Annotated in this window: 24 protein-coding genes; 11 read left to right on the forward strand and 13 right to left on the reverse strand. The window is 58.5% G+C overall.

Features of this window, described 5'->3' with window-relative positions:
• Positions 1 to 160 precede the first annotated feature (160 nt).
• Genes FHT85_RS25040 through FHT85_RS25055 form a run of 4 tightly spaced genes read right to left on the reverse strand, consistent with a single transcriptional unit; the run spans position 161 to position 2,923 of the window.
• Positions 161 to 526, reverse strand: a complete 366-nt coding sequence (locus FHT85_RS25040; protein WP_112338601.1) for a helix-turn-helix domain-containing protein — start codon at positions 524 to 526, stop codon at positions 161 to 163.
• Positions 523 to 1,107 (reverse strand): Smr/MutS family protein, encoded by a 585-nt coding sequence (locus FHT85_RS25045; protein WP_112338602.1) that lies wholly within the window; start codon positions 1,105 to 1,107, stop codon positions 523 to 525. The genes FHT85_RS25040 and FHT85_RS25045 overlap by 4 nt, the downstream gene beginning before the upstream one ends.
• Positions 1,107 to 2,225: a murein transglycosylase A gene (locus FHT85_RS25050; protein ID WP_112338603.1), complete on the reverse strand. Its 1,119-nt coding sequence runs from the start codon at positions 2,223 to 2,225 to the stop codon at positions 1,107 to 1,109. Before FHT85_RS25050 ends, FHT85_RS25045 begins: the two co-directional genes overlap by 1 nt.
• Positions 2,222 to 2,923 carry a Tim44/TimA family putative adaptor protein gene (locus FHT85_RS25055; protein WP_015338173.1) on the reverse strand — a complete coding sequence of 234 codons (702 nt, stop codon included), beginning with the start codon at positions 2,921 to 2,923 and terminating at the stop codon, positions 2,222 to 2,224. The genes FHT85_RS25050 and FHT85_RS25055 overlap by 4 nt, the downstream gene beginning before the upstream one ends.
• Before the next feature lie 147 nt (positions 2,924 to 3,070).
• On the opposite strand from FHT85_RS25055, the gene FHT85_RS25060 reads away from it, so the two are divergent.
• On the forward strand, positions 3,071 to 3,601 hold the full coding sequence (locus FHT85_RS25060; protein ID WP_112410474.1) for an FxsA family protein: 531 nt from the start codon (positions 3,071 to 3,073) through the stop codon (positions 3,599 to 3,601).
• A gap of 95 nt (positions 3,602 to 3,696) precedes the next feature.
• Positions 3,697 to 4,179 carry a protein-export chaperone SecB gene (gene secB / locus FHT85_RS25065; protein ID WP_069613913.1) on the forward strand — a complete coding sequence of 161 codons (483 nt, stop codon included), beginning with the start codon at positions 3,697 to 3,699 and terminating at the stop codon, positions 4,177 to 4,179.
• Positions 4,180 to 4,260: 81 nt separating this feature from the next.
• On the opposite strand, the gene dnaQ is transcribed toward secB, so the two are convergent.
• Genes dnaQ through FHT85_RS25090 form a run of 5 tightly spaced genes read right to left on the reverse strand, consistent with a single transcriptional unit; the run spans position 4,261 to position 7,900 of the window.
• Positions 4,261 to 4,977, reverse strand: coding sequence for a DNA polymerase III subunit epsilon (dnaQ, locus tag FHT85_RS25070; RefSeq protein ID WP_112338606.1), 717 nt, complete (start codon positions 4,975 to 4,977; stop codon positions 4,261 to 4,263).
• 17 nt (positions 4,978 to 4,994) lie between these two features.
• Positions 4,995 to 5,594 carry a dephospho-CoA kinase gene (coaE, locus tag FHT85_RS25075; RefSeq protein ID WP_112338607.1) on the reverse strand — a complete coding sequence of 200 codons (600 nt, stop codon included), beginning with the start codon at positions 5,592 to 5,594 and terminating at the stop codon, positions 4,995 to 4,997.
• A 1-nt stretch (position 5,595) separates the two neighbouring features.
• Positions 5,596 to 6,453, reverse strand: a complete 858-nt coding sequence (locus FHT85_RS25080; RefSeq protein ID WP_112400242.1) for a shikimate dehydrogenase — start codon at positions 6,451 to 6,453, stop codon at positions 5,596 to 5,598.
• On the reverse strand, positions 6,446 to 7,045 hold the full coding sequence (locus FHT85_RS25085; protein WP_112338609.1) for a Maf-like protein: 600 nt from the start codon (positions 7,043 to 7,045) through the stop codon (positions 6,446 to 6,448). Before FHT85_RS25085 ends, FHT85_RS25080 begins: the two co-directional genes overlap by 8 nt.
• A 33-nt stretch (positions 7,046 to 7,078) precedes the next feature.
• Positions 7,079 to 7,900 carry a pyruvate, water dikinase regulatory protein gene (locus FHT85_RS25090; protein ID WP_112338610.1) on the reverse strand — a complete coding sequence of 274 codons (822 nt, stop codon included), beginning with the start codon at positions 7,898 to 7,900 and terminating at the stop codon, positions 7,079 to 7,081.
• A gap of 402 nt (positions 7,901 to 8,302) precedes the next feature.
• Here FHT85_RS25090 and hemE point away from each other — a divergent pair, with 402 nt between their 5' ends.
• The 8 genes from hemE to FHT85_RS25130 all read left to right on the forward strand — a co-directional run bounded on the left by hemE (position 8,303) and on the right by FHT85_RS25130 (position 17,185).
• Complete coding sequence (gene hemE / locus FHT85_RS25095) at positions 8,303 to 9,337, forward strand: uroporphyrinogen decarboxylase (RefSeq protein WP_112400243.1); 1,035 nt, start codon at positions 8,303 to 8,305, stop codon at positions 9,335 to 9,337.
• The gene (gene hemJ / locus FHT85_RS25100) at positions 9,337 to 9,882 is read left to right on the forward strand and encodes a protoporphyrinogen oxidase HemJ (RefSeq protein WP_181476394.1); all 546 of its coding nucleotides are present in this window, start codon (positions 9,337 to 9,339) and stop codon (positions 9,880 to 9,882) included. Before hemE ends, hemJ begins: the two co-directional genes overlap by 1 nt.
• 200 nt (positions 9,883 to 10,082) lie before the next feature.
• Entirely contained in the window at positions 10,083 to 11,348 is a 1,266-nt protein-coding gene (rho, locus tag FHT85_RS25105; RefSeq protein WP_015341775.1) for a transcription termination factor Rho, read from the forward strand.
• A 133-nt stretch (positions 11,349 to 11,481) separates the two neighbouring features.
• A complete protein-coding gene (mnmE, locus tag FHT85_RS25110) occupies positions 11,482 to 12,816 on the forward strand; it encodes a tRNA uridine-5-carboxymethylaminomethyl(34) synthesis GTPase MnmE (RefSeq protein WP_112338612.1) in 1,335 nt (444 codons plus the stop codon).
• A 107-nt stretch (positions 12,817 to 12,923) separates the two neighbouring features.
• Complete coding sequence (gene mnmG, locus FHT85_RS25115; RefSeq protein ID WP_112410557.1) at positions 12,924 to 14,804, forward strand: tRNA uridine-5-carboxymethylaminomethyl(34) synthesis enzyme MnmG; 1,881 nt, start codon at positions 12,924 to 12,926, stop codon at positions 14,802 to 14,804.
• Positions 14,805 to 14,830: 26 nt separating this feature from the next.
• Positions 14,831 to 15,448: a 16S rRNA (guanine(527)-N(7))-methyltransferase RsmG gene (gene rsmG / locus FHT85_RS25120; RefSeq protein ID WP_112338613.1), complete on the forward strand. Its 618-nt coding sequence runs from the start codon at positions 14,831 to 14,833 to the stop codon at positions 15,446 to 15,448.
• Between the two features lie 21 nt (positions 15,449 to 15,469).
• Positions 15,470 to 16,267, forward strand: a complete 798-nt coding sequence (locus tag FHT85_RS25125) for a ParA family protein (RefSeq protein WP_015341771.1) — start codon at positions 15,470 to 15,472, stop codon at positions 16,265 to 16,267.
• Positions 16,268 to 16,300: 33 nt separating this feature from the next.
• The gene (locus FHT85_RS25130; protein ID WP_112338614.1) at positions 16,301 to 17,185 is read left to right on the forward strand and encodes a ParB/RepB/Spo0J family partition protein; all 885 of its coding nucleotides are present in this window, start codon (positions 16,301 to 16,303) and stop codon (positions 17,183 to 17,185) included.
• An 85-nt stretch (positions 17,186 to 17,270) separates the two neighbouring features.
• On the opposite strand, the gene holA is transcribed toward FHT85_RS25130, so the two are convergent.
• From holA to leuS, 3 genes are read right to left on the reverse strand one after another with little or no spacing between them, the layout of a single operon-like run.
• Complete coding sequence (gene holA / locus FHT85_RS25135) at positions 17,271 to 18,308, reverse strand: DNA polymerase III subunit delta (RefSeq protein ID WP_112338615.1); 1,038 nt, start codon at positions 18,306 to 18,308, stop codon at positions 17,271 to 17,273.
• A 13-nt stretch (positions 18,309 to 18,321) separates the two neighbouring features.
• Positions 18,322 to 18,843, reverse strand: a complete 522-nt coding sequence (locus tag FHT85_RS25140) for an LPS assembly lipoprotein LptE (RefSeq protein WP_112338616.1) — start codon at positions 18,841 to 18,843, stop codon at positions 18,322 to 18,324.
• Positions 18,833 to 21,463, reverse strand: coding sequence for a leucine--tRNA ligase (gene leuS / locus FHT85_RS25145; RefSeq protein WP_112410475.1), 2,631 nt, complete (start codon positions 21,461 to 21,463; stop codon positions 18,833 to 18,835). Before leuS ends, FHT85_RS25140 begins: the two co-directional genes overlap by 11 nt.
• A gap of 199 nt (positions 21,464 to 21,662) precedes the next feature.
• Between leuS and FHT85_RS25150 the strand changes: the two genes are divergently transcribed.
• Positions 21,663 to 22,322 (forward strand): YggS family pyridoxal phosphate-dependent enzyme, encoded by a 660-nt coding sequence (locus FHT85_RS25150; RefSeq protein WP_112338662.1) that lies wholly within the window; start codon positions 21,663 to 21,665, stop codon positions 22,320 to 22,322.
• Between the two features lie 18 nt (positions 22,323 to 22,340).
• Here FHT85_RS25150 and pdxY read toward each other — a convergent pair whose 3' ends face one another.
• Positions 22,341 to 23,216 carry a pyridoxal kinase PdxY gene (gene pdxY / locus FHT85_RS25155; RefSeq protein WP_112338618.1) on the reverse strand — a complete coding sequence of 292 codons (876 nt, stop codon included), beginning with the start codon at positions 23,214 to 23,216 and terminating at the stop codon, positions 22,341 to 22,343.
• Positions 23,217 to 23,392: the final 176 nt, after the last annotated feature.

The raw sequence follows: 23,392 nt of genomic DNA on the forward strand, positions 1-23,392 counted from the left end.
TGAGTTTAGAGCGGATTCAGATTTCAGGTCGTTTCGACCCGAAATCTTCCGACTCTAACGAATCAGCGGTTTTTCCTAGCCTGTATATAGGATGTTTCACCCTGAAGTTCCAAACGGAAGGCCCCGAAATCAGGTATAAAACAGGGGATTAAGGCGGTTTTCAGCCGGTTTTTCCGGCATTTTCCAGAACCTTCGAGAGTTCGCGGATTGTTGCCGCGTCAAGGCTGCGGATCTTGCCTGCCAAGTGATTGACAAAGGCCGTATATTCCGGCGAAAGCCCGGAGGTATCGACGACAACGCGGGGGTCGGAAAACCGCGCCAGTAGGAACAATTCCTCGGCCTCGTCCCAGATGATGTTGAAATAACCGGCGATGCGCTGCAGGAGATCGAAGGTCGGCAGGCCGCGCTTTCCGTGTTCTAAGGCGGATAAATAAGCCGGAGTCACGTTCAGCGCAGTCGCCATCTGCTTCTGCGAGACGCCTTTACGCAGCCGCAGCTTGCGTACCGCTTCGCCGAACGGGGTCAAAGCTTTTCCCCCTTCAGGCGCGACAGGCGGATATAAAGCGCACCCTCGCCGCCGTGATGCTGCGCCGCCGTCTCATAAGAGGAAATCAGAAAGCGGAATTCGGGCTTGGAAAACCAGAGCGGCACGGCACGCTTCAGGGCTCCCTCGCTGCCCATGGAGCTGCCCTTGCCTGTTATGACGAGCACATGGCGAAGGCCGCGGCTATGGGCGCGCAGCAGGAAATCCAGAAGCATGCCATGGGCCTCGCTCTGGATGAGCCCGTGAAGATCGATCCTGGCCTCAAGTGCCAGATGCCCCCTGGCGATCTTGCGCTTGACGGGGCGTTCGAGCGGATGATGGCGGCCAGCGGGCTGCTTTACAGGCGCGGGAGCTTCCTGCGTTTCGGCCGAGGGAGGCACTGGCTTCGTCCTTGCGGCGCGGGCGCTTTCTTCGATTTCGGCTTCCGCCTGCAGTGCCGCTTCGAAAGCCTCTATATCGGCCACACGTCCGGGCATGGGACGCGTGCTCTTGGCGACCTTACCCCATAGGATTCGGTCTTCCGTGCTGAGCTTTCGTTCCTTGTTCTGCCGTTCCGGGGCCATCAGCCGAACCTCTGCGCCGCCGCCTTCGGGATGAGTATATAAAAATCGGCGTCATTGCGCACGGTCCCGGCAAGCTCGCCGGCATCGTAGCCGGAGCCGGTAAAGATATCGCCACGCGCCGGCCCAACGATCGCCGAACCCGTATCGAGCGCCAGCATCAACCGGGCGAAGGGCTTGCCTGCATCGAGGTGCTTCAGGCTTTCAGACCGGATGAAGAAGGGAAAACCGAAGGTGTGGATAAGCCTGTCGACCGCAAGGGAACGGCCAGGTACCAGCGGCACCTTCGCCGCTGCAATCGGCCCAAGAGCCGGGTCGCTAACATCGGCCTCGCGGAAGAAGATATAAGATCGATTGTGCCAGAGGACTTCATCGACCTGCTCGGGGTGTGCGTAGAGCCAGTCGCGGATCGTCTGCATGGAGATCGTCGCGCGATCCAGCAGGCCGCGGTCGATGAGCAGGCGACCGACCGCCGAAAAGGGATGACCGGCCTTGGCGGCATAGGTGATGCGGCCGAGACGCCCGTCAGGATAGCGCAGACGTGCCGCGCCCTGCACATGCACGAAGAAAATGTCGACCTTGGATTTCGCCCAGGCGATCTCCAGGCCCTTGCCATCGAGATAGCCGCGATCGATTTCGCCGCGGTCGGGATAAGCTGAAATCGAATCGCCCTGAAGCCTCCCGAACATGTAGGTAGGATCGAGCTCGGCGGGGCGATTGCTGTCATCGAGATCGATGAGATCGTCCGGTCGACGATAAAAGGGATAGCGGTATATCTCGTTCGGCTCGGCGGAGACTTCTATTTCCGGCTCATAGAAGGCTGTTACAAAGCCGGCCGCGCCGCCATCACGGCGAATGAAAAAGGGCTGACAGTGTTGCTCGAAGAAAGCCCGGGCTTCGGCCGAATTGCGCGGTTCCTTGCCTTCCGCCGCTTCGAGGAGCGTCAGGAGATCATCGGCCGACAGTCCCACTGCACCCGTGCGATAGGACTTCACATCGCGGATATAGGCGCGACAGTCTTTCATCGCGCGAAAAAGGCTGGAAGGATCGTCGTCCTCCCAGCCCTTCAGATCGGCGAAGGTTGCCGGTTCCAGCCTGAAATCCTGCGATAGGCTCGTCATTGTTCCGATTCGGTCGCCACAAGTTTCCAGTTCGGATCGCGCGAACGCGTGTCGCGGGCGAAGGTCCAGAGATCGCTGACCTCGGCCACCGCTTCGGCATCGCCATCGATCAAAGTGCCGGCCTTGTCGTAGGTGGCCGAGATCATCTGGCTGACGATGCGCATGGTGATGAGGACATCCGTTCCCTTCACCTCGGCGGTGACGATATCGGCCTTGTCGATACCGACAAAGGTGGACTTCACCTTTTCGCCCCTGGCTTCGCGTTCGGCGATGGCGGCATCGAAGCCCTCGTAGACCTCGCGCGACAGCAGGCCTTTCAGCGACTTGCGATCACCCTCGGCAAAGGCCATGACGATCATCTCGTAGGCCATCCGGGCACCGTTGACGAATTCCTTGGGATTGAAAGAAGGATCCGCCTTGCTCACGTCGCGCAGCGAATCATTGAGCGGCGTGCCGGCCGGGGTAAAGGCATCGATGGCAGCAAAACGATCTTCCTCTTCGGTCCCATCGCGCCGCGGCAAGGTCACCACCTTACCGGCATCCGGTGCCGTTGGGCCATTGGCCGGATCTGCGGAACCATAGAGATCGCGCGGCGGCTTCTCATTCCCCGTGCGGCGGCCGAGAACGCTGCGCAGCTGAAAGAAGATCAGCACCGCTGCCACCAGGAAAAAGATCGTCACAAAATCGTTTGCACCCATCTCGTATCGGAACCACCGTTAAAATTAAAAGATCAATCCCCATATAGTCCGCATCGATCTATCATTCAAATAGCGGACCGGTTTCTTTATTATACGCGCGAAACCAACGCTTACGCGAAGAAACCCCGCTCTCAGGACCACCGTAACATGCGCCTATCACTTCTTCCTATCTTCGTCTTTCTGATGCCTCTGGCTGAAATTGCCGGATTCATCGTGGTTGGAAAGATGATCGGCGTCTGGGCGACACTGGGGCTTGTCATCCTCAGCGTGCTGCTCGGTGCTGCTCTTTTGAGAATCCAGGGCATCGGCATTCTTCAGCGCATTTCGGCCGAAAGCCGCAATGGCGGCGATCCCGGCCGCGAGATGGTGCATGGCGCCATGATCGTCGTTGCCGCCTTCTTCCTGATGCTGCCCGGCTTCATCTCTGATATCATCGGCCTGCTGCTCTTCATCCCGGCCGTACGCGATCTCGCCTGGCAGGTTTTGCGCAAGCGCATCGTCGTCGTCGGCAATTCGCGGGCGTTCCGCCGCGGGCAGGGCCCGGGCCCGGGCCCGGGCGCCGGACCGCAAGGCCGGCCGAACAAACCCGGGAACGTTGTCGATCTCGATGAAGGCGATTTCCATCGGGAGCCAAACCGCAACTCGCCCTGGTCGGACCAAAAGCGGCTGGAAGACTAGAGAACGGCCTCCGGAGTGCCGGAGCCATAAGGGTTGTAAGCCCCTTTTCTAAATGCTAGATGGCGACACCCATCGAGACGTGAGAGGACACCCCCATGGCCAACGAGACCAACGGCAACGGTGCTGCCAGCCCGAGCCTCAGCATCCTTGCTCAGTACACCAAGGATCTTTCCTTCGAAAATCCGGGTGCCCCGCGCTCGCTTCAGGCCCGGGAAAATGCTCCCGACATCAATATCAATGTGAACGTCAACGCCAACCCGCTGTCGGATTCCGATTTCGACGTCGTGCTGACGCTGAGCGCCGAAGCCAAGGATGGCGAGCGCGTTCTCTTTCACACCGAGCTGGTTTATGGCGGTGTCTTCCGCGTCACCGGTTTCCCGCAGGAACACATGCTGCCGCTGCTCTTCATCGAATGCCCGCGCCTGCTGTTCCCCTTCGCACGCCAGATCATCGCCGACGTCACGCGCAACGGCGGCTTCCCGCCGCTGATGATCGATCCGATCGATTTCGCTCAGATGTTCACGCAGCGCATGGCCGAAGAACAGGCCCGCGCCCAGGTTTCGGCCGTTCCGAACTGAGCCTCGATTTTTCCTGTTCTGGAAACGAAAATGCCCGGATCGCACGTCCGGGCATTTTCTTTTGATTCTTGAAAAAACGCCCTATTCGGAAGCAGGGTATTTCGACCAGATTCCCTTCGTGCCGAGCTTGGCGACCAGCGCCGCATGAGCCGCGAGTTCCTCCTCGGTTAGCCGGCTCGGCAGCGGAGCGGGCCGCGCCAAGATATCGACGACGATTTCCTCCGCGACATCGTTCTGGCGCGAGCGCGCCGATGAACCGGTGACACTGCCAAGCCCGAGCGCCGTCTGCCGGCCGCCGATCATCTCGATATAGACTTCAGCCAGCAGTTCGGAGTCGAGCAACGCGCCATGTTTCGTGCGGTGCGAGTTGTCGATGCCGTAGCGACGGCAAAGAGCATCGAGCGAATTCGGACCCATCGGATGTTTGCGCCGGGCCATGGCCAAAGTATCGATCACCATGTCGGGCAGGATCGGCGGCCGGCCTAGCCTTGCGAATTCGGCGTTGACGAAACCCATGTCGAAGGTGGCGTTGTGCGCGATCCATTTGGCATCGCCGAAGAAGTTGAGGATCTTGTCGGCGACCTCTTCGAAGGGCGGCTTGTCCTTCAGCGATTCGTCGGTGATGCCGTGCACCGCGAGCGCATCCGGATGCACCTTGCGATCACCCGGATTGATATAGAGGTGCAGCGTGTTTCCTGTCGGGAAATGGTTGATGAGCTCGATACCGCCAATTTCAATGATCCGGTCGGCCCTGTTGTCGAGGCCCGTGGTTTCCGTATCGAAAATGATCTCGCGCATATCGAAACTCCGCTTTCCTATGTCTTGCTCTGCTGCTTGCGCCGCAGATCAGCAATAATCTCTCTGACCTGCTCGCCGGCCGCCTCGATACTTCCGCCGGTATCGATGACGTAATCGGCGCGCGCGCGCTTTTCCGCATCCGGCGTCTGGCGGGAGAGAATCATATTGAATTTTTCCTCCGTCATGCCCGGTCGGGCAAGCACCCTCTCCCGCTGAATCTGTGGATCGCAGCTGACGACAACAACCTTATCCACTCGTTTGTCGGCGCCGGTTTCGAACAGCAGCGGAATATCCAGCACCACCAGATCGGCGCCGGCCTCGCTTTGACGTTCCAGGAACTGACGCTCGCGTTCGCGCACCAGCGGATGAACGATGGCCTCGAGACGCTTGAAACCGGAGGGATCGCCGGCAAGCTTTCGGCTGAGCTCCTGCCGATCGACCTTACCGCCGCTGGTCGTTCCCGGAAAGGAAGCCTCGACCAGCTGCACGGCTTCGCCACTATAGAGATCATGCACGACCGCATCGGAATCGTTCACCGGTATTCCGGCTTCAGCGAAAAGTTTTGCCGAGGTCGATTTTCCCATGCCGATCGATCCGGTGAGCCCGATCTTGATCATATTAGTGCTTTTCCATATCGGCGATGATCAATGCCCTCAAGGTTTCATCGACCGCCGGACGTTTTCCGAACCATTTCTCGAAGCCCGGCACGGCCTGATGCAGCAGCATGCCGAGGCCATCGACGATGGCGAAGCCCTGTTCCTGGGCCTGGGCGAGAAGCGGTGTCTTCAACGGTACATAGACAATGTCGGTGACGACGGCGCCGTCTGCAAGAGAGGAAAAATCGATACGGGGCGATGCTTCGCCGTCCATGCCGAGCGATGTCGTATTGATAAAGAGACCGGCGCCCTGCATCACCTCATGGAGTGCGGCCATCGGATGGGCATGGATCCGGTCGCCGAAGCGATCCGCCAATTCCTGCGCCCGCTCGACCGTGCGGTTGACCACATGAATTTCCTTGAAGCCGCGGTCGCGCACCGCCTGGATCACGGCGCGGCTGGCACCCCCTGCCCCGAGGATGACGGCACGATCGCTACGATCCCAGCCAGGGTGACGCTCATCCAGGTTTGCCGTGAAGCCGCGGCTATCGGTGTTCGTTGCGTGCAGCTCGCCGCCTTCGAGCCACAGGGTGTTGGACGCGCCCAATTCTTCCGAAAGTTCGTCAGGCCGATCAGCGAGTTTGAACGCCGCTTCCTTATGGGGGATGGTGACGTTGCCGCCCACGAAGCCGCTGGTGCCGTCCTTCAAGGATGCAATGAAGGCTTCGAAAGCTTCTACGGCAACCTCATGGGCGCGATAGCTGCCGGCCAGACCGAGCTGTTTCAGCCAGTATCCATGGATGAGCGGCGAGCGCGAATGCTTGACCGGATAACCCGTTACAAAAGCGTTTACGCTTTGTGTTTCACGTGAATCATCCATCGATCGTCCCCAACTCTCGCAGTTTTTCCAGAAGCGGCAGCATCGGCAATCCAACGATGGTGAAATAGTCGCCGTCGATTTTGGAGAAGAGCTGGATGCCTTCGCCTTCCAGCTGATAGGCGCCGACACTCGACAAGGCCTTATCGCTGACGCGGCCCAGGTGGCGGTGAATGAAATCGGCCGATAATTCCCGCATGGTCAGATCGGCGTGAGACACATGCTCCCATATAATGTCGCCGTTGCGTGCCAACGCGATGGCGCTGTTCAGCCGATGCGTCTTTCCGGACAAGGTCCGCAGATGATTTTCCGCATCGGCTATCGACTTCGGCTTGTGGAAGACCTGGGCACCCAACGACATGGTCTGATCGGAACCGATGACGAGCGTGGCGGGAAAGCGATCGCTCACCTCTTTTGCCTTCGCCTTTGCCAGCACGAGCGCGACCGCATCCGGGCTGGCGCCACCCAGCTCCAGCGGTGCTTCGATCGCGCGCTCATCGATATCGGCAGCGATCGCCTGAAAATGCAATCCGGCGTTTTCCATCAGCATCCGCCGGAATGGGCTGGAGGATGCAAGGATAAGGGGCGAGGTCATGACGGCTGCCTCCGAGATAGTCATGGGGAGCGCTTAGCGCAGCTTGGGTCGCAGGGCAACAATGGCGGCAGCCGTCTCCTCGATGGAACGGCGTGTGACATCGATAATCGGCCAGTTGTGCCTGGCGCAGAGCGAGCGGGCATATTTCAGCTCTTCGGAGATCGCGGCCCGATCGGTGTAGTCGCCTCGATCGAAGCCGGGCGTCGTGCCGAGGATGCGGTTTTCGCGAACCTGTGAGATACGGTCGGTCGTCGCAACAAGTCCGACGATCAAGGGCTTCGTCGCCCTGGTAAGGCCTTCCGGCAACGGCACGCCATGGACGATCGGAATGTTTGCTGTCTTGATGCCGCGGTTGGCCAGATAGATGCTCGTTGGTGTTTTCGAGGTTCGGCTGATACCGATGATGACGACATCGGCATCATCATAGTCATCAGGCATCTGGCCGTCGTCATGATCCATGGTGAAGTTCAGCGCTTCGATGCGGGCGAAATAATCCGCATTCATCACATGCTGCGCGCCGACGCGGCGGCGCGAGGCTGTGCCGAGATAGGTCTGAAAAACATTCATGACCGGCTCGAGAACATTGACTGATGGTACGCCCATCTCCTTGCAGCGCTCAGCGATGAAATCGGCAAGTTCTCGATCGACGATCGTATAGAGGACGATACCCGGGCTGTGGTCGATCGCCTCCAAGACAGGCAGAAGCTGCTTGCGGTTTCTGATTAGCGGATAGACGTGCTCGATCGGCTGGCTGGCATGGAATTGCACGGAGGCGGCGCGGCCGGCGGAGATGAGAGTCTCGCCCGTTGAGTCAGAAATCAGGTGCAGATGAAAGAAGCTCGTCCGGTTTTCCACGCTACTTTCCATCGCCTGTTGATATCTCGGGAGAAAAGAGAGGTACGAGAAGGGGGCTATCTAGGGCAAGTGGAAAACGGCCAAGTTTTCCACATTTGGAATTTTCGAGAGACGGCTTTCGCGGCGGCTGTGGGCAATGTAGACAAGATTGGCAACACCTCGCTCATCCCCGACTTGTCCCCAGACCGGGACGAGCCAAATTTCTCTTCAACCCCCTCAAAAGATTGAAAAATCGCCTTTCTTTTCCACATATCAGCTTGTGATCCCGAAATCTCTCCCGATTCCATGCTCGAGGCGCGACAAATTGGACAGGCAAGGGACGAACTTTAATCCTTGCTACTCACCGACTCTAAGAAATAGAAACCTTTTAATATATGTTTGGTTTTATATAGGACGACGTCTGTGACCGATGAACGCCGGAAGATCCTGCGGGTGCTGAGCGGCGAAACGCTCACCCCTCCTCCCCTCTGGCTGATGAGACAGGCAGGTCGCTATCTACCCGAATATCGTGAAACGCGTGCGAAAGCCGGAAGTTTCCTCGATCTCTGTTATACGCCCGACTACGCTGTCGAAGTGACGCTGCAGCCGATCCGGCGTTATGGCTTCGATGCTGCCATTCTCTTCTCCGATATTCTCGTCATCCCGGATGCGCTGAAGCGGAATGTTCGCTTCACCGAGGGACATGGGCCGGAAATGGATCCAATCGACGAGACGGGTATCCTGGCTTTGAAACCAGAGGGCATTCTGGCGTATCTAGAGCCCGTCATGGAGACGGTGCGACGGCTGCGGCGGGACTTGCCCCAGGAAACCACGCTTCTTGGCTTCTGTGGAGCTCCCTGGACCGTTGCGACCTATATGATCGCCGGACACGGCACCCCGGATCAGGCTCCTGCCCGGCTGTTTGCCTATCGCTATCCTAAGGCCTTCGAACATCTGCTGATGCTGCTTGCCGAGATCTCGGCCGATTACCTCGTGGCGCAGATCGATGCCGGTGCGGATGCCGTGCAGATTTTCGATTCCTGGGCGGGCGTGCTTGGTGAGAAGGAATTCGAGGCTTTCGCCATCAAGCCCGTCGCGAAGATGATCGCGTCGATCAAGACGCGGCGGCCGCGGGCTCGGGTAATCGCCTTCGCCAAGGGAGCGGGCTATCTGCTGAAAACCTATCGGCAGAAGACCGGTGCCGATGCGATCGGGCTTGATTGGTCCGTACCGCTGGCCTTCGCGCGGGAGCTTCAGAAGGATGGCCCGGTGCAGGGCAATCTCGATCCGATGCGTGTCGTTGCCGGCGGCAAGGCGCTGGACGACGGGATCGACGATATCCTGCAGCAGCTCGGGAATGGCCCGCTGATCTTCAATCTTGGGCACGGCATTACGCCGCAAGCTGATCCGGCCAATGTGGCGGCGCTGGTCGAACGCGTGCGGGGATGGAGGAGCTGATGACCGTGGAAAAGCAGACGGATTCCGCGGCGGGCCAGAAGGCCGGACGGCGGGCCTATTTCATGATCCTGATCTTTGCGGCGCTGGCGATCGGGCTTTTCGCCTGGCATCCGGCCGATCTTTATCTCTGGATCAAGGCGCTGCACATCATCGCCGTGATCTCGTGGATGGCCGGCATGTTCTATCTGCCGCGGCTTTTCGTCTATCACACCGATGCCGAACCCGGCTCCCAGCAATCCGAGACGTTCAAGGTGATGGAACAGCGGCTGCTGCGCTACATCATCAACCCGGCGATGATCCTGACCTGGATTTTCGGGCTTTATCTTGCCTGGTCGGTGTATGATTTCCAGGGCGGATGGCTGCATGCCAAGATCGGGCTTGTCTTGGTTCTCTCGGGCGTTCACGGCCATTTCAGCAGTGCGGTCCGCGCCTTTGCCCGCGACGAGAACAAGCATTCGGCGCGCTACTGGCGTGTCATGAACGAGGCGCCGACGCTTTTGATGATCGCAATCGTCATTCTCGTGGTCGTCAAGCCGTTTGCGTGAAGCGGGACCGTATTAGGGGGCGGCGTTAAATTTCTTTCATTTTGCCTGCCCCCCTTGCGGTTCAGAAAGTGAGTCGCTATTTTCCCGCCATCTTCTCTTCGTGGCATGTATCCATTCTGTCGCCCGCGAGCGCCCCTATCGCGGTTCTGAATACGAGCAACATTGCCTTTCCCCTCCTAAAAAAATGAGTAATTCCCTTCATGGCTGAAATGAAGCTTCAGGAACTGAAAAATAAATCCCCGACCGATCTCCTGGCCTTTGCCGAATCGCTCGAGGTCGAAAACGCCAGCACGATGCGCAAACAGGAACTGATGTTTGCAATTCTGAAGGAATTGGCGAGCCAAGACGTAGAAATCATCGGCGAGGGCGTCGTCGAAGTTTTGCAGGACGGCTTCGGTTTCTTGCGTTCCGCGAATGCAAACTATCTTCCCGGTCCGGACGATATCTACATCTCCCCCTCCCAGATCCGCCGCTTCTCCTTGAAGACCGGCGACACGGTCGAGGGACCGATCCGCGGACCGAAGGAAGGCGAACGTTATTTCGCGCTCCTTAAAGTCAACACCATCAATTTCGACGATCCGGAAAAGATCCGTCACAAGGTTCACTTCGATAATCTGACGCCGCTCTATCCCAATGAGCGCTTCCGCATGGAACTCGACGTACCCACGTCGAAGGATCTTTCGCCCCGCGTGATCGATCTTGTTGCACCGCTCGGCAAGGGCCAGCGCGGCCTGATCGTCGCTCCGCCGCGCACGGGTAAGACCGTCCTGCTGCAGAACATCGCCCATTCGATCACCGCCAATCATCCGGATTGCTACCTGATCGTTCTCTTGATCGACGAGCGTCCGGAAGAAGTGACTGATATGCAGCGCTCCGTCCGCGGCGAAGTCATCTCGTCGACCTTCGACGAGCCGGCCGTGCGCCATGTTCAGGTCGCCGAAATGGTCATCGAAAAGGCCAAGCGCCTCGTCGAGCACGGCCGCGACGTCGTCATCCTGCTCGATTCCATCACCCGCCTCGGCCGCGCCTACAACACCGTCGTCCCCTCTTCCGGCAAGGTCTTGACCGGTGGTGTCGACGCCAACGCCCTGCAGCGCCCGAAGCGCTTCTTCGGTGCCGCGCGTAATATCGAAGAAGGTGGTTCGCTGACGATCATCGCGACGGCCCTGATCGATACCGGCAGCCGCATGGATGAAGTGATCTTTGAAGAGTTCAAGGGTACCGGTAACTCGGAAATCGTTCTTGACCGTAAGGTGGCCGACAAGCGCATCTTCCCGGCGATGGATATCCTCAAGTCCGGTACGCGCAAGGAAGACCTTCTCGTTCCGCGCCAGGATCTGCAAAAGATCTTCGTTCTTCGCCGTATCCTCGCGCCCATGGGCACGACCGATGCGATCGAATTCCTGATCGACAAGCTCAAGCAGACGAAGAACAACCCGGATTTCTTCGATTCGATGAACACCTAACCTGCTACGGGATTGCTCCTGTCGAAGGATTATCGGTGTTGAATAGTGCTATGATCGGGCTGCGTTATGCGGCCCGATTTTGTTTTTGATGTATCGAACGTCGAAGTCAGAAATTCTTCGGCAATCGATTCGGATGCGGTTCAATCTGATGTTGGCGACAAGCGAGACAATCTATGCACTATCCAGCGGCGGCTTGCCCGCTGGAGTTGCTGTGGTGCGTATCAGCGGAAATGGAGCCTTTCGCGCGGCCAAGTCGCTTGCTGGCGCGTTGCCGATGCCACGACAAGCGACTCTTAAAACGATTCGGACTCGTAACGATCTAATTATCGACCGAGCTCTTGTCCTGACTTTTCCCGGTCCTGCCTCCTTCACGGGTGAGGATTGCGTGGAAATTCACGTTCACGGCGGCAAGGCGGTGGTGAACGCGCTCCTCGACGAGCTCTCGAGGTTCGAAAACTTTCGCCTAGCGGAACATGGGGAGTTCTCCCGACGAGCGCTGGAAAATGGAAAGATGGATCTGGTGGAGGTAGAAGGCCTTGCCGATCTTATCAGCGCCGAAACCGAGATGCAGCGGCGGCTCGCAATGGAGCATGCCGCCGGGGGGCTATCGGACCTCTATAACAGCTGGGCAGATCGTTTAACGCGCGCGCGTGCTCTGATCGAAGCGGAGCTGGACTTTGCCGATGAGGATGATGTCCCCGGCTCCGTATCGGATATGGTCTGGGCGGATATGAAGCAATTGCACCGCGAGCTGTCTGACCATCTTGCAGGCGCCGATCTCGGCGAGATTATTCGCGACGGGCTAAAGGTGGTGATCGCGGGCCCACCCAATGCCGGCAAATCCAGCCTGATGAACGCGCTAGCGAAGCGCGAAGTGGCGATTGTCACAGACATTGCCGGAACCACCCGTGACGTGCTGCACGTCGATCTGAATATCGAGGGATATGCAGTCAAGCTCTACGATACGGCGGGGCTTCGGGAGACTAACGAGATCGTCGAGCGTGAAGGCATTCGCCGTGCGTTACGCACAGTGGCAGACGCAGATCTGGTTTTATCTCTGGCCGAAATCGGCGAGGAACCGCAACGCGCCTTTCCAGGCTTTGCCGGCAAGGTGCTGACTGTCGGAACAAAATCTGATATTCACCCCGGCATTCACAATCGCTATGATGTAATGATTTCAGCCGTGGACGTCGCCGGATTGAATGAGTTGCATGAGCTTCTTCGGCGGGATTTGCAGGCACGTTCGGGAATGCTGTCCCTGGCTCTTCCTAGCCGCTTGCGTCATCGCACATTGCTGACCGATAGCCTTGGTGCGGTGGCGGCGGCGCTCGCGTTCGAGGATCGAGGTCTGGATATTAGAGCGGAGTACTTGCGGCAGGCGGCCACGAGCTTGGGGCGCATAACCGGACGCGTCGATGTCGAAGATCTACTGGATGTGATCTTCTCGGAATTCTGCATCGGCAAATGATTCACGTGAAACAGAGAGCGGCATACCCTAGCTGAACGTTTCACGTGAAACCTTCTTGACTCCTGAAATTGGTGTGCCAAACAAACGGCACGGCCGAGGACTTGATGATGTTCGATAAAGCGTATGATGTGATTGTTGTGGGCGGTGGTCATGCAGGGAGCGAAGCTGCCGCTGCATCGGCGCGCTTGGGCGCGCGCACGGCGCTCGTGACGCATAGGCGCGAGACGATCGGTGTCATGTCCTGCAATCCCGCGATTGGCGGACTTGGCAAGGGTCACTTGGTTCGCGAAATTGACGCTCTTGACGGCTTGATGGGCCGCGTCGCGGATGCGGCGGGCATTCAATTTCGCATGCTCAATCGCAAGAAAGGCCCGGCGGTGCGAGGCCCCCGCACGCAGGCGGATCGGAAGCTGTATCGCCTGGCCATGCAAGCAGAGATCGCCGCCATCGATAATCTCGATGTTATAGAGGGTGACGCTTTCGATCTTGCCTTTGAGCACGGCCGCGTGTCCGCCGTGATCTTGAAGGACGGGCGTCATATTCCCTGTGGGGCCGTCGTCCTGACAACAGGGACTTTTCTTCGCGGCCTTATCCACATCGGCGATAGAAAGATACCGGCGGGCCGCGTCGGAGAAGAACCCTCTATTGGACTCTCGAATACGTTGCTCCGGCATGGACTGGCATTGGGTCGGTTGAAGACCGGGACACCTGCCCGGCTTGATGGTGCAACGATCGATTGGGACTCGGTCGGGCGTCAGGGTGCGGATGAAGATCCGACGCCTTTTTCCTTCATGACGGATGCTATCGTGAATCCGCAGATCGAATGCGGTGTTACCCGCACGACGCCGGAAACGCATAGAATTATTGCTGAAAACCTGAAGCGGTCGGCGATGTATTCAGGGCAGATTGAAGGTGTCGGGCCACGCTATTGTCCTTCCATAGAGGACAAGATCGTCAAGTTCGGCGAGCGTGATGGCCACCAGATCTTTCTGGAGCCAGAAGGTTTGGACGACACTACGGTCTACCCGAACGGCATATCCACGTCCCTGCCGGAGGACGTTCAAGAGGAATTCGTCAGGACCATTCCGGGTCTGGAACGAGTTCGCATTCTTCAACATGCGTACGCGATCGAATACGACCATGTCGATCCGCGCGAATTGAAGCTGTCCCTGGAAGTGGAGAAGATTCCCGGCCTTTTTCTGGCAGGCCAGATCAATGGTACAACGGGATATGAAGAAGCTGGCGCTCAGGGGCTCGTTGCGGGACTGAATGCTGCGCGTCTAGCGGCGGGCGGCAAATCAATCGAGTTCAGTCGTACGGAATCCTATATTGGGGTGATGATTGACGATTTGACCTCGCGCGGTGTCGCGGAACCTTATCGCATGTTTACATCGCGGGCGGAGTATCGCCTATCGCTGCGGGCAGACAACGCAGACGTTCGTCTGACGCCGATGGGTATTGCCGTAGGCTGCGTCGGTTCTGATCGGGCCATGCGCTTCGAGCAGTATATAAAGACTCTTGACCAGGCCCGCGATCGCTTGAAGAGCTTGACGGTTACGCCGAATGAAGCAGAACGCGCCGGAATGCATCTTAACAAGGATGGCCAACGCCGCTCGGCTTATGAGCTTCTTTCGCATCCGGGCCAGTCCATTGAAAGTCTCTCGCACATTTGGCCGGAACTGCATTCAATGCAGCGAAGGATTGGCGAGGCGATAGAAATCGAGGCGGCCTACGCCGTTTATATGGATCGCCAGACCGCCGATATCGTTCAGGCTCGGAGAGAGGAAGAGCGTGCCATACCGGCAGAATTCGACTTCTCCGTTATTTCGGGATTATCCAACGAGCTGAAGCAGAAGCTCACGGCCGCCCGCCCCAAGAATATCGCGCAAGCATCACGCCTTGACGGAATGACGCCGGCTGCAATCTCTTTGCTGTTGGCTTATCTAAGGAAGTTGGGTACAGCCGAAGAGCAGAAACTCGTTTCCTGACAATACAAGGTTAGAGAGTCCATAATATGGAATTGAACGGCGTACGTGTTTCACGTGAAACACAGGAGCGGCTGCAGCATTTTGCACAACTCTTTCAAAAATGGGCAAAGACCATCAATCTTGTCGCGCCGTCCACAATCGATGATCTCTGGCGTCGCCATATCTCGGACAGTGCGCAGATTTTTCAATTGCATCCCGTAACCGATCATTGGGTTGATTTGGGAAGCGGTGGCGGATTTCCGGGCGTGATAACTGCGATCCTGCTTGCAGAAAAAGGCGCAGGTCATGTCGATCTGGTCGAGAGCAATCAGAAGAAAGCTGCTTTTCTGCGCGTCTGTCTGCGTGAATGCGATGCCCGCGGCGCGGTTCATGCCATTCGTATCGAAGAGGCACCCGCAGCCATCCAAAACTGCGATATGATCTCCGCTCGCGCCCTTGCGGAGCTTGAGACATTGCTGGACTACGCGGAGCCTTGGCTCATGCGCAATGAAAATCTCCGCCTTCTGCTGCACAAAGGCCGGGATTACGAGCGGGAGCTTCAGAAAGCCCGTGGTCGTTGGCAATTCGATCTGGTAAAACATCAGAGTGTCGTTGAGCGAGATTCGGTTATTTTGGAATTCAGCCACCTTCGACGCCTGATTTAACCATAATTGGATATGCGGCAGATGATCGGCGAGCGAAACCGGATTATTACCATCGCAAATCAAAAGGGCGGCGTCGGCAAGACGACGACGGCAATCAACCTCGCGACGGCCCTTGCCGCCATTGGCGAGCGTGTCCTCATCGTCGATCTCGATCCGCAGGGCAATGCTAGCACGGGTTTGGGTATTGAACGGCGCGATCGCAAATTGTCTTCCTATGATCTGCTCGTCGGTAGCCACGGTATCATGGACACGGTGCAGGAAACGGCCGTACCGAATCTCTTTATTGTGCCGTCGACGATGGATCTGCTCGGGATTGAGATGGAGATTGCGCAGCAATCCGATCGCGTCTTCAAGCTGCGCCGTGCGTTGAATACGCCGGACGCTCTCTCCTTTTCCTATATTCTCGTTGATTGCCCACCCTCGTTCAATCTCCTGACGATGAACGCGATGGCTGCGGCGCATTCCGTTTTGGTGCCGTTACAATGCGAATTTTTCGCCCTGGAAGGCCTCAGTCAATTGCTGGAGACGGTCGATCAGGTTCGGCGCACGGTCAATCCATCCCTGGACATCCAGGGGATCGTCCTAACCATGTTCGATTCCCGTAATAATCTAGCGCAGCAAGTGGTGAGCGACGTACGGACCCATCTGGGCGAAAAGGTCTACCACACGTTGATTCCACGCAACGTGCGCGTGTCCGAGGCGCCTTCCTATGGCAAACCAGCCATTCTTTACGATCTGAAGTGCGCCGGCAGCCAAGCCTATCTCCAACTGGCTTCCGAAGTCATTCAAAGAGAGCGGCAGCGGAAAGCTGCCGCCTGATATCTAGTATTTGTTTCAGGGTGAGTATCGGCAATGAATGATGATCTTTCGAAGCGGCGCCTTGGGCGCGGACTGGCGGCTCTCATCGGGGAGATGGACCAGCCGACGCCCGTGGATGCAAGCCGACCGGCGGTCAATCCCGATCGCTTGGTCCCGATCGAATTCATCAGCCGCAACCCGCGCAATCCTCGCCGCTATTTCGACGAGACCGAGTTGCATGATCTTGCCAGCTCCATTCGCCAACATGGCATCGTACAGCCGGTCGTCGTTCGCACCACCTCGGTCGATCGCTATGAGATCATTGCCGGTGAACGGCGCTGGCGGGCGGCGCAGCTTGCCGGTCTGATCGAAATTCCAGTGATCGTTCGCGATGTCGATGACAAGACAGCGCTTGAGATCGCCATTGTCGAGAATGTGCAGCGAGCGGATCTCAATCCCCTGGAAGAGGCGCTGGGTTACGAGCAGCTGATTGCCGAACACGGCTATACGCAAAACGATCTCGGTGAAATCATCGGCAAGAGCCGCAGCCATGTCGCCAACTCTCTGCGTTTGTTGAAGCTCCCCGACCCGGTGCGTGATATGCTTGCCGCGGGTTCGCTTTCCGCCGGCCATGCCCGCGCCCTGGTTTCAACCTCCGATCCGACAGGGCTTGCGAGAACCGTTGTTTCAAAGGGCATGTCGGTTCGCGATGCCGAGCGTCTCGCGCAGAACGACATTAAGGCTCAGAATGACCCCCGCCCCGCCGGCGCGCGCAGGGATGAAAAGGATTCCGATACGCTGGCGCTCGAGCGCACACTGTCGGACACGCTCGGGCTGGATGTCTCGATCAATCACCGCGGCAATGGCGGCCAGGTGAAAATCAGCTATAAGACGCTGGAGCAGCTTGAAGAGATATGCCGGCTGCTGGAGCGCCGGTAACACAGAGAAAATGCAATAAGAACAATATATTAGCGGAGAGCTCTGGCTTTTCCGAGATTTGCGCGCGCTTGATTCCCGTGAAACATCAGCCCTTGCGGGCTGATTGGAGAGTGGTCGCAAGCAGCGTTTGCGTTGCGATCGTATCTTCGAGGCTGGCGCGCTGACGTGTCTGCAGAATGGCCATTTGCAGCCTGTTCATCTCGCGGGCAATGGCGGGAGCGTTCCAGCTTTTCAGCGCCTGCTCGATCACGGGCTTTCGTCTGAAATGGAGATGGCGCCCATGCGTCTGCATGACCTGAGCGGGTGCGAGGCGCTTTTCATCCATCTCGGCCCGCATCGTGTCAAGCATCTGAAACTGCCTCAGACAGCCTTGCAAAACGAGAAACATCGGCGTTTTGGACGAGGCGATTTTCTGCATGGCATGTAGAAAGGCGCTGGAATCCCCTTTAAGAATCGCATCAACGGCATCGTCGGTGGAAATGGCGCTGGCATCGCCAATAATTTCGATCACGTGCTCTTCTTCGATCGTCCCCTGCCCGCGGCAGTAAAGCGCGAGCTTGCGCACTTCGTTGCGCGAGGCGATGCGGTCGCCACCGAGAAGTTCGAGCAGCGCCTGGCGGGCAGCAGATGAGATGCGCAGGCCTTCATTCGCCAATTCGGTATCGATCAGATTGTTGAGGGCTCTTGCGTCATCGGCATAGCAGGGAATGGTCGCGACAGTTCGAGCCGGCTCTGCCACCTTGCGCAATCCCGATCCCTTCTTGAGATCGCCGGCTTCGACGATGACAAAACTGGCATCGGGCGGATTGTCCGCGATGATCTGCAGCGCATCGACCAGCGCCTTCTCATTGGCGGCGCCGCGAATCCAGACGAGCTTTTCGCCGCCGAACAGGCCGATCGCGTTGACTTCGTCAAGCAGGCGGCCAGCGTCATTCTGCAGGTCGCCGACGTCGAGCTTTATGAGGGAAAATGCGTCTTTGAGATCAACGCCCGTCTTGCCGGCAATCTGCGCGGCGCGTTCGGAAACGAGACCGCGATCCGGACCGTAGATCACGAAGATCCGGTAATTGCGCGCGGCATTCTGCAGGAATCCGTCAAATTCATGAGACTTGATTTCTGCCATGCCGCGCTCTCTATCAGCGGCTGAGCGCGGCGCCGATGTCGGCTGCTACTATCTCGGCGACTTCACGGGCGGCACGGTCTTCCGAATCACGGATTGCGCGCTGCTTGGCAAATTCCTGCGTCGGGAAGTCGACCAGTGAAGTTACCGCGCGGCTACCGGACTTGATGATCTTGCCGGTGCTGATCTCCTTCAATGTGAAGGAGGCGGTCACAGTCGTGCGGCCTGCGGCCGACGTACTCGAAGACGGCAGATAAAGCACGCCGCCGGTGCCGGAGCTGACGCTCAGGTCGACACTGTATTTCGGCGTCTTGGTCTCCCCTGCACCGCGCCCGGCGATGAAGATCAGCTGGTTGCGCACCTGGAGGCCCACGCGCGTGTTGACGTCAGAGAAGGAAACTTCCGACAGCTTCTGCGTCACGCCCGTGCTGACGGCATAGAGCGGTCGAACCTGACATGCAGACAGGAGGCCGACAACGGCCACCAGAGACGCAACGCCAGCCATGCGGGCGAATTTAAAAAGTCTATCAGACGACAATGTTTACGATCCTCTGTGGAACGACGATGATCTTCTTTGGCGCCTGACCATTCAATGCGCTTGTAACGGCGTCCAGGGCGAGCACGGCCTGTTGCACGGCATTCTGATCTGCATCGCGCGCGATTGTCAATTCAGCGCGCTTCTTGCCGTTGATCTGAATGGGATAAACGATCTCATTCTCGATCACGAGCGCCTCGTCATAAACGGGCCATGGGCTGGTCGCGACCATGTCGACGTTGCCAAGCGCAGCGGAGCATTCCTCGGCCAGATGCGGCGTGATCGGCGCGACCAGCGCAACCAAAATTTCCACGGCTTCGCGAACGGCAGAGCGATAGGCGCTATCGGCCTGACCGGCCGCGACCTTGCCGAGCGGTGCCGCCAGCGCATTGACGAATTCATAAATGCGCGCCACGGCCTTGTTGAAGGCGAGCTTGTCGTAATCGCCCTGAACCGCCTTCAGCGTGCGGTGGGCGATCTGCGAAATCGCCAGGGCTTCGCCTTCCTTAGCCGCCGCAGGTTCGACCGCCTTCAGGACATCGGCGGCTTCGGAGATCAGGCGCCACATGCGCTGGGTGAAACGATGTGCGCCCTCGACGCCGGCTTCCGACCAGATGACATCGCGATCGGGCGGCGAATCGGAGAGCACGAAGAAGCGTGCCGTATCGGCGCCATAGGAGGCGATGATATCGTCGGGGTCGACGACGTTCTTCTTCGATTTCGACATCTTCTCGATCGAACCGATGGCGATGTCTTCGCCTGATGACAGCAGTGTGGCGCGGCGCTGGCCGTCGACTTCCTCGATCCTGATATCGGCCGGCGACACCCATTCGCGCGTCAGGCCGCTGCCGCGGCTATAGGTTTCGTGCACGACCATGCCTTGCGTGAACAAGCCCTTGAAAGGCTCCTTCACGTCAAGATGGCCGGTTTCGCGCATGGCGCGGGTAAAGAAGCGCGAATAGAGCAGGTGCAGGATCGCGTGTTCGATACCGCCGATATACTGGTCGACAGGCAGCCAGTGATTGGCGGCCTTCGGATCCGTCGGCTGATTTTCCCAGGGAGCGGTGAAGCGGGCGTAATACCAGCTCGAATCGACGAAAGTATCCATCGTATCGGTTTCACGGCGGGCATCCTTGCCGCATTGCGGGCAGGCGACATGCCGCCAGCTGGCGTGCCGATCGAGCGGATTGCCCGGCTGGTCGAAAGTCACGTCGTCGGGCAGCTTGACGGGCAGATCCTTCTTCGGCACCGGCAGCACGCCGCAGTCATCGCAATGGATGACCGGGATCGGGCAGCCCCAGTAACGCTGACGGGAGATGCCCCAGTCGCGCAGGCGGAAATTCACCTTGCGCTCAGCCTGCGGCGTGTTGCCGAGGCTCGTCTCAGAGAGCTTCGTCGCCACCGTCTGGAAGGCTTCCTCGGTGCTCATGCCGTCAAGGAAGCGCGAATTGATCATCACGCCATCGCCGTCATAGGCGACGTCGCCGACGACAAAGCTCGCCGCATCGCCACCAGCGGGCATGACGACGGGAACGACCGGCAGGCCATACTTGCGGGCGAAATCCAGGTCGCGCTGATCGCCGGACGGGCAGCCGAAGATAGCGCCCGTGCCATAATCCATTAGCACGAAATTGGCGATATAGACGGGCAGCTCCCAGGATGCGTCAAAGGGATGGTGGACGCGGATGCCGGTGTCCATGCCCTTCTTCTCGGCGGTTTCGAGTGCTGCCAGCGAGGTGCCGGCACGGCGGCATTCCTCGCAGAAAGCCTCGATGGCCGGATCCTTGGCAGCCGCTTCCTTGGCGAGCGGATGGTCGGCCGAGATCGCCAGGAAGGAGGCGCCGAACAGTGTATCGGGACGGGTGGTGTAAACGGTGATCTCGCGATCGCTGTTGGGAGCTGTTTCGGCCACGATTTCCCAGCGAACCGTCAGGCCCTCGGAGCGGCCGATCCAGTTCTTCTGCATCAGCCGCACTTTTTCCGGCCAATGGTCGAGCGTATCCAGAGCATCCAGCAGTTCCTGGCTGAACTCTGTGATCTTGAAGAACCACTGCGTCAGCTCTCGCTGCTCGACCAGAGCGCCCGAGCGCCAGCCGCGGCCGTCGATGACCTGCTCATTGGCGAGAACGGTATTGTCAACCGGGTCCCAGTTGACCTTGGACTTCTTGCGGTAGACCAGGCCCTTCTCCATCATGTCGATGAAGAGCATCTGCTGACGGTGATAATAATCGACGTCGCAGGTCGCGAACTCGCGGCTCCAGTCGAGCGACAGCCCCATGGCCTTCAGCTGGGTGCGCATGGAGGCGATGTTCTGGTAGGTCCATTCCTTCGGATGCACTTTATTGTCGCGTGCGGCGTTTTCCGCCGGCATGCCGAAGGCGTCCCAGCCCATCGGATGCAGCACGTTATAGCCGCGGGCGCGCTTGTAGCGGGCAACGACATCGCCCATGGCGTAGTTACGCACATGACCCATATGGATGCGGCCGGACGGATAGGGAAACATCTCTAGGACGTAATATTTCTCACGCGGATCGGCATTATCTGTCACGAAGACCTTCTCTTCGTTCCATTTTTCCTGCCAGCGGGGCTCGGCATCGCGCGGATTATAACGTTCGCTAGTCATCTGTTCTTGTATTCCGGAAAATCATGGGGAGTAAGGCGTGACCTTCACCACGAAACCACCCAAGCGTCAAGTTTAGCAGCCGCAGCAAGTGCCTTATCTTGCAATGCAAAGCCGGATTCGGTCGCATTCGCCCTTGGCAAAGCCTGCGAGCCTCATTACTGCAAAGTTTGAGAAGCAAGCCAAATATCGAGGCGAGAAGATGGAACTTCAAGAGCGCTTGGACGAAGTCCGTTCCCATATCGCGGCTGCCGAGCGTCAGGCCGGCCGAGCTGCCGGCTCTGTGCAGCTCGTTGCCGTTTCCAAGACCTTCGATGCCGGTCAGATCCGCCCGGCGATTTCGGCCGGCCAGCGGGTGTTTGGCGAAAACCGCGTGCAGGAGAGCCAGGGCAAGTGGCCAGAGCTCAAGACCGAAACGCCCGGGATTGAATTGCATCTAATCGGGCCGCTGCAATCGAACAAGACCGCAGACGCCGTGGCGCTGTTCGACGTGATCGAAACCGTTGACCGGGAAAAGATCGCGCGGGCCATTGCCGATGAAATCAAGCGACAGGGCAAGGCCATTCGGCTCTACGTACAGGTCAATACCGGGTTAGAGCCGCAAAAGGCGGGTATCGCGCCCGACGATACGGCCAGTTTCGTCGATCTCTGCCGTAAGGAGCTCGGGCTTTCCATAGAGGGCCTGATGTGCATCCCGCCCGCCGACGAAAATCCGGGGCCGCATTTTGCCCTGCTTGCAAAGCTCGCCAAGCAGGCCGGCGTCGAAAAGCTCTCGATGGGCATGTCGAGCGATTATGAAATCGCAGTTGCCTTCGGCGCGACCAGTGTTCGCGTCGGCTCGGCGATCTTCGGCGCGCGATAGGCTAAAAAGCTCTGGCCGTTACTTTTTCCTGCGTTGTGCTGGATGGACAAGGTGGCGCAGCTGCACCATCGCCATCGGTGTCGACAGGCTTGCGGAATCTACGGCCAGCGTCAGCTCGTTGCTGCCGCGCTTGACGGCTCGTGCCAGCACCTCGAAGACGCTGGCCGTCGTCAGCTGCAATGCCCGCTCCTCATCCATCCCCGAAAGCAGGCGCGACAGGAAGACGGCAGACAGGAGATCGCCGAGCCCATTTGGTGCGCCTTCGACGCTGCGATGCTCGGCAAGCAGTGCGTTTCGGCCGCTGAGATAGAGGTTCCCGATACCACCGGCCATCATCGGAACGGCGGACGTCACCAGCATGCGCGACGGTCCAAGCGCGAGCGCCGCCTCCATGATGGCGTTGTTATCCTCGAGCGGCGCTCCCGCCAGCCAGGCAAGCTCATAGCGGTTCGGCGTTGCGAGTGACGCCAGCGGGATCAGGCAGTCGCGGATCGCTTCCGCTGTCGCCTGCGGCACATACAGCCCGCCGGCATCGCCGATGACGGGATCACAGGCATAGAGAATATCCGGGTTTTTCTCCCGCAGAGCCGTCACCAGCCGGGCGACGGCATACGCCTGGGCGGCGTTGCCGAAGTAGCCCGATAGCACCGCCTTGACCTCGGAAAGCCAGGGTGCGGCGATAAGATCGTCAATCGCATGGTCGAAATCGGCTTCGTTGAAGGTTAGCCGCGTCGAGCGGCCATGGCCAGGGTGCCATGGCAGAACGATGGTCGGCAGCGCCCAGACCGGATGGCCGAGTGTTTCCAGAGCAAAGACTGCAGCGCGATTGCCAACGGACCCTCGAACGACATGACTGGAAATGACGATAACGGCGCCGGCCGACACTTGCGACATGATTGTGCTTTCAGTTCAGGGCTTCAAACTGCAATGGCGCAAGTTGATGATCCCTTTCGCGGCACTCTGTCAACCGCCCTTCACGGAGTCATGAAAACCTCTGTTGACGAGTTGATTCCGCCAATTTCTCGCCGATTAAGCCTGTTTTTCGTCAACATCGCCGTTTTCGGCAAGTT

Origin of the sequence: Rhizobium sp. BK312, assembly GCF_014193605.1 — a bacterium.
In the GTDB taxonomy this organism is placed as follows: Bacteria; Pseudomonadota; Alphaproteobacteria; order Rhizobiales; family Rhizobiaceae; genus Rhizobium.

Excerpts from the sequence above, each read along its gene's own strand:
- FHT85_RS25045 (WP_112338602.1), bottom strand. The coding sequence starts at position 1,107 with ATGGCCCCGGAACGGCAGAACAAGGAACGAAAGCTCAGCACGGAAGAC.
- FHT85_RS25050 (WP_112338603.1), bottom strand. The coding sequence starts at position 2,225 with ATGACGAGCCTATCGCAGGATTTCAGGCTGGAACCGGCAACCTTCGCC.
- FHT85_RS25055 (WP_015338173.1), bottom strand. The coding sequence starts at position 2,923 with ATGGGTGCAAACGATTTTGTGACGATCTTTTTCCTGGTGGCAGCGGTG.
- FHT85_RS25060 (WP_112410474.1), top strand. The coding sequence starts at position 3,071 with ATGCGCCTATCACTTCTTCCTATCTTCGTCTTTCTGATGCCTCTGGCT.
- secB (WP_069613913.1), top strand. The coding sequence starts at position 3,697 with ATGGCCAACGAGACCAACGGCAACGGTGCTGCCAGCCCGAGCCTCAGC.
- dnaQ (WP_112338606.1), bottom strand. The coding sequence starts at position 4,977 with ATGCGCGAGATCATTTTCGATACGGAAACCACGGGCCTCGACAACAGG.
- coaE (WP_112338607.1), bottom strand. The coding sequence starts at position 5,594 with ATGATCAAGATCGGGCTCACCGGATCGATCGGCATGGGAAAATCGACC.
- FHT85_RS25080 (WP_112400242.1), bottom strand. The coding sequence starts at position 6,453 with ATGGATGATTCACGTGAAACACAAAGCGTAAACGCTTTTGTAACGGGT.
- FHT85_RS25085 (WP_112338609.1), bottom strand. The coding sequence starts at position 7,045 with ATGACCTCGCCCCTTATCCTTGCATCCTCCAGCCCATTCCGGCGGATG.
- hemJ (WP_181476394.1), top strand. The coding sequence starts at position 9,337 with ATGACCGTGGAAAAGCAGACGGATTCCGCGGCGGGCCAGAAGGCCGGA.
- rho (WP_015341775.1), top strand. The coding sequence starts at position 10,083 with ATGGCTGAAATGAAGCTTCAGGAACTGAAAAATAAATCCCCGACCGAT.
- mnmE (WP_112338612.1), top strand. The coding sequence starts at position 11,482 with ATGCGGTTCAATCTGATGTTGGCGACAAGCGAGACAATCTATGCACTA.
- mnmG (WP_112410557.1), top strand. The coding sequence starts at position 12,924 with ATGTTCGATAAAGCGTATGATGTGATTGTTGTGGGCGGTGGTCATGCA.
- rsmG (WP_112338613.1), top strand. The coding sequence starts at position 14,831 with ATGGAATTGAACGGCGTACGTGTTTCACGTGAAACACAGGAGCGGCTG.
- FHT85_RS25125 (WP_015341771.1), top strand. The coding sequence starts at position 15,470 with ATGATCGGCGAGCGAAACCGGATTATTACCATCGCAAATCAAAAGGGC.
- FHT85_RS25130 (WP_112338614.1), top strand. The coding sequence starts at position 16,301 with ATGAATGATGATCTTTCGAAGCGGCGCCTTGGGCGCGGACTGGCGGCT.
- holA (WP_112338615.1), bottom strand. The coding sequence starts at position 18,308 with ATGGCAGAAATCAAGTCTCATGAATTTGACGGATTCCTGCAGAATGCC.
- leuS (WP_112410475.1), bottom strand. The coding sequence starts at position 21,463 with ATGACTAGCGAACGTTATAATCCGCGCGATGCCGAGCCCCGCTGGCAG.
- FHT85_RS25150 (WP_112338662.1), top strand. The coding sequence starts at position 21,663 with ATGGAACTTCAAGAGCGCTTGGACGAAGTCCGTTCCCATATCGCGGCT.
- pdxY (WP_112338618.1), bottom strand. The coding sequence starts at position 23,216 with ATGTCGCAAGTGTCGGCCGGCGCCGTTATCGTCATTTCCAGTCATGTC.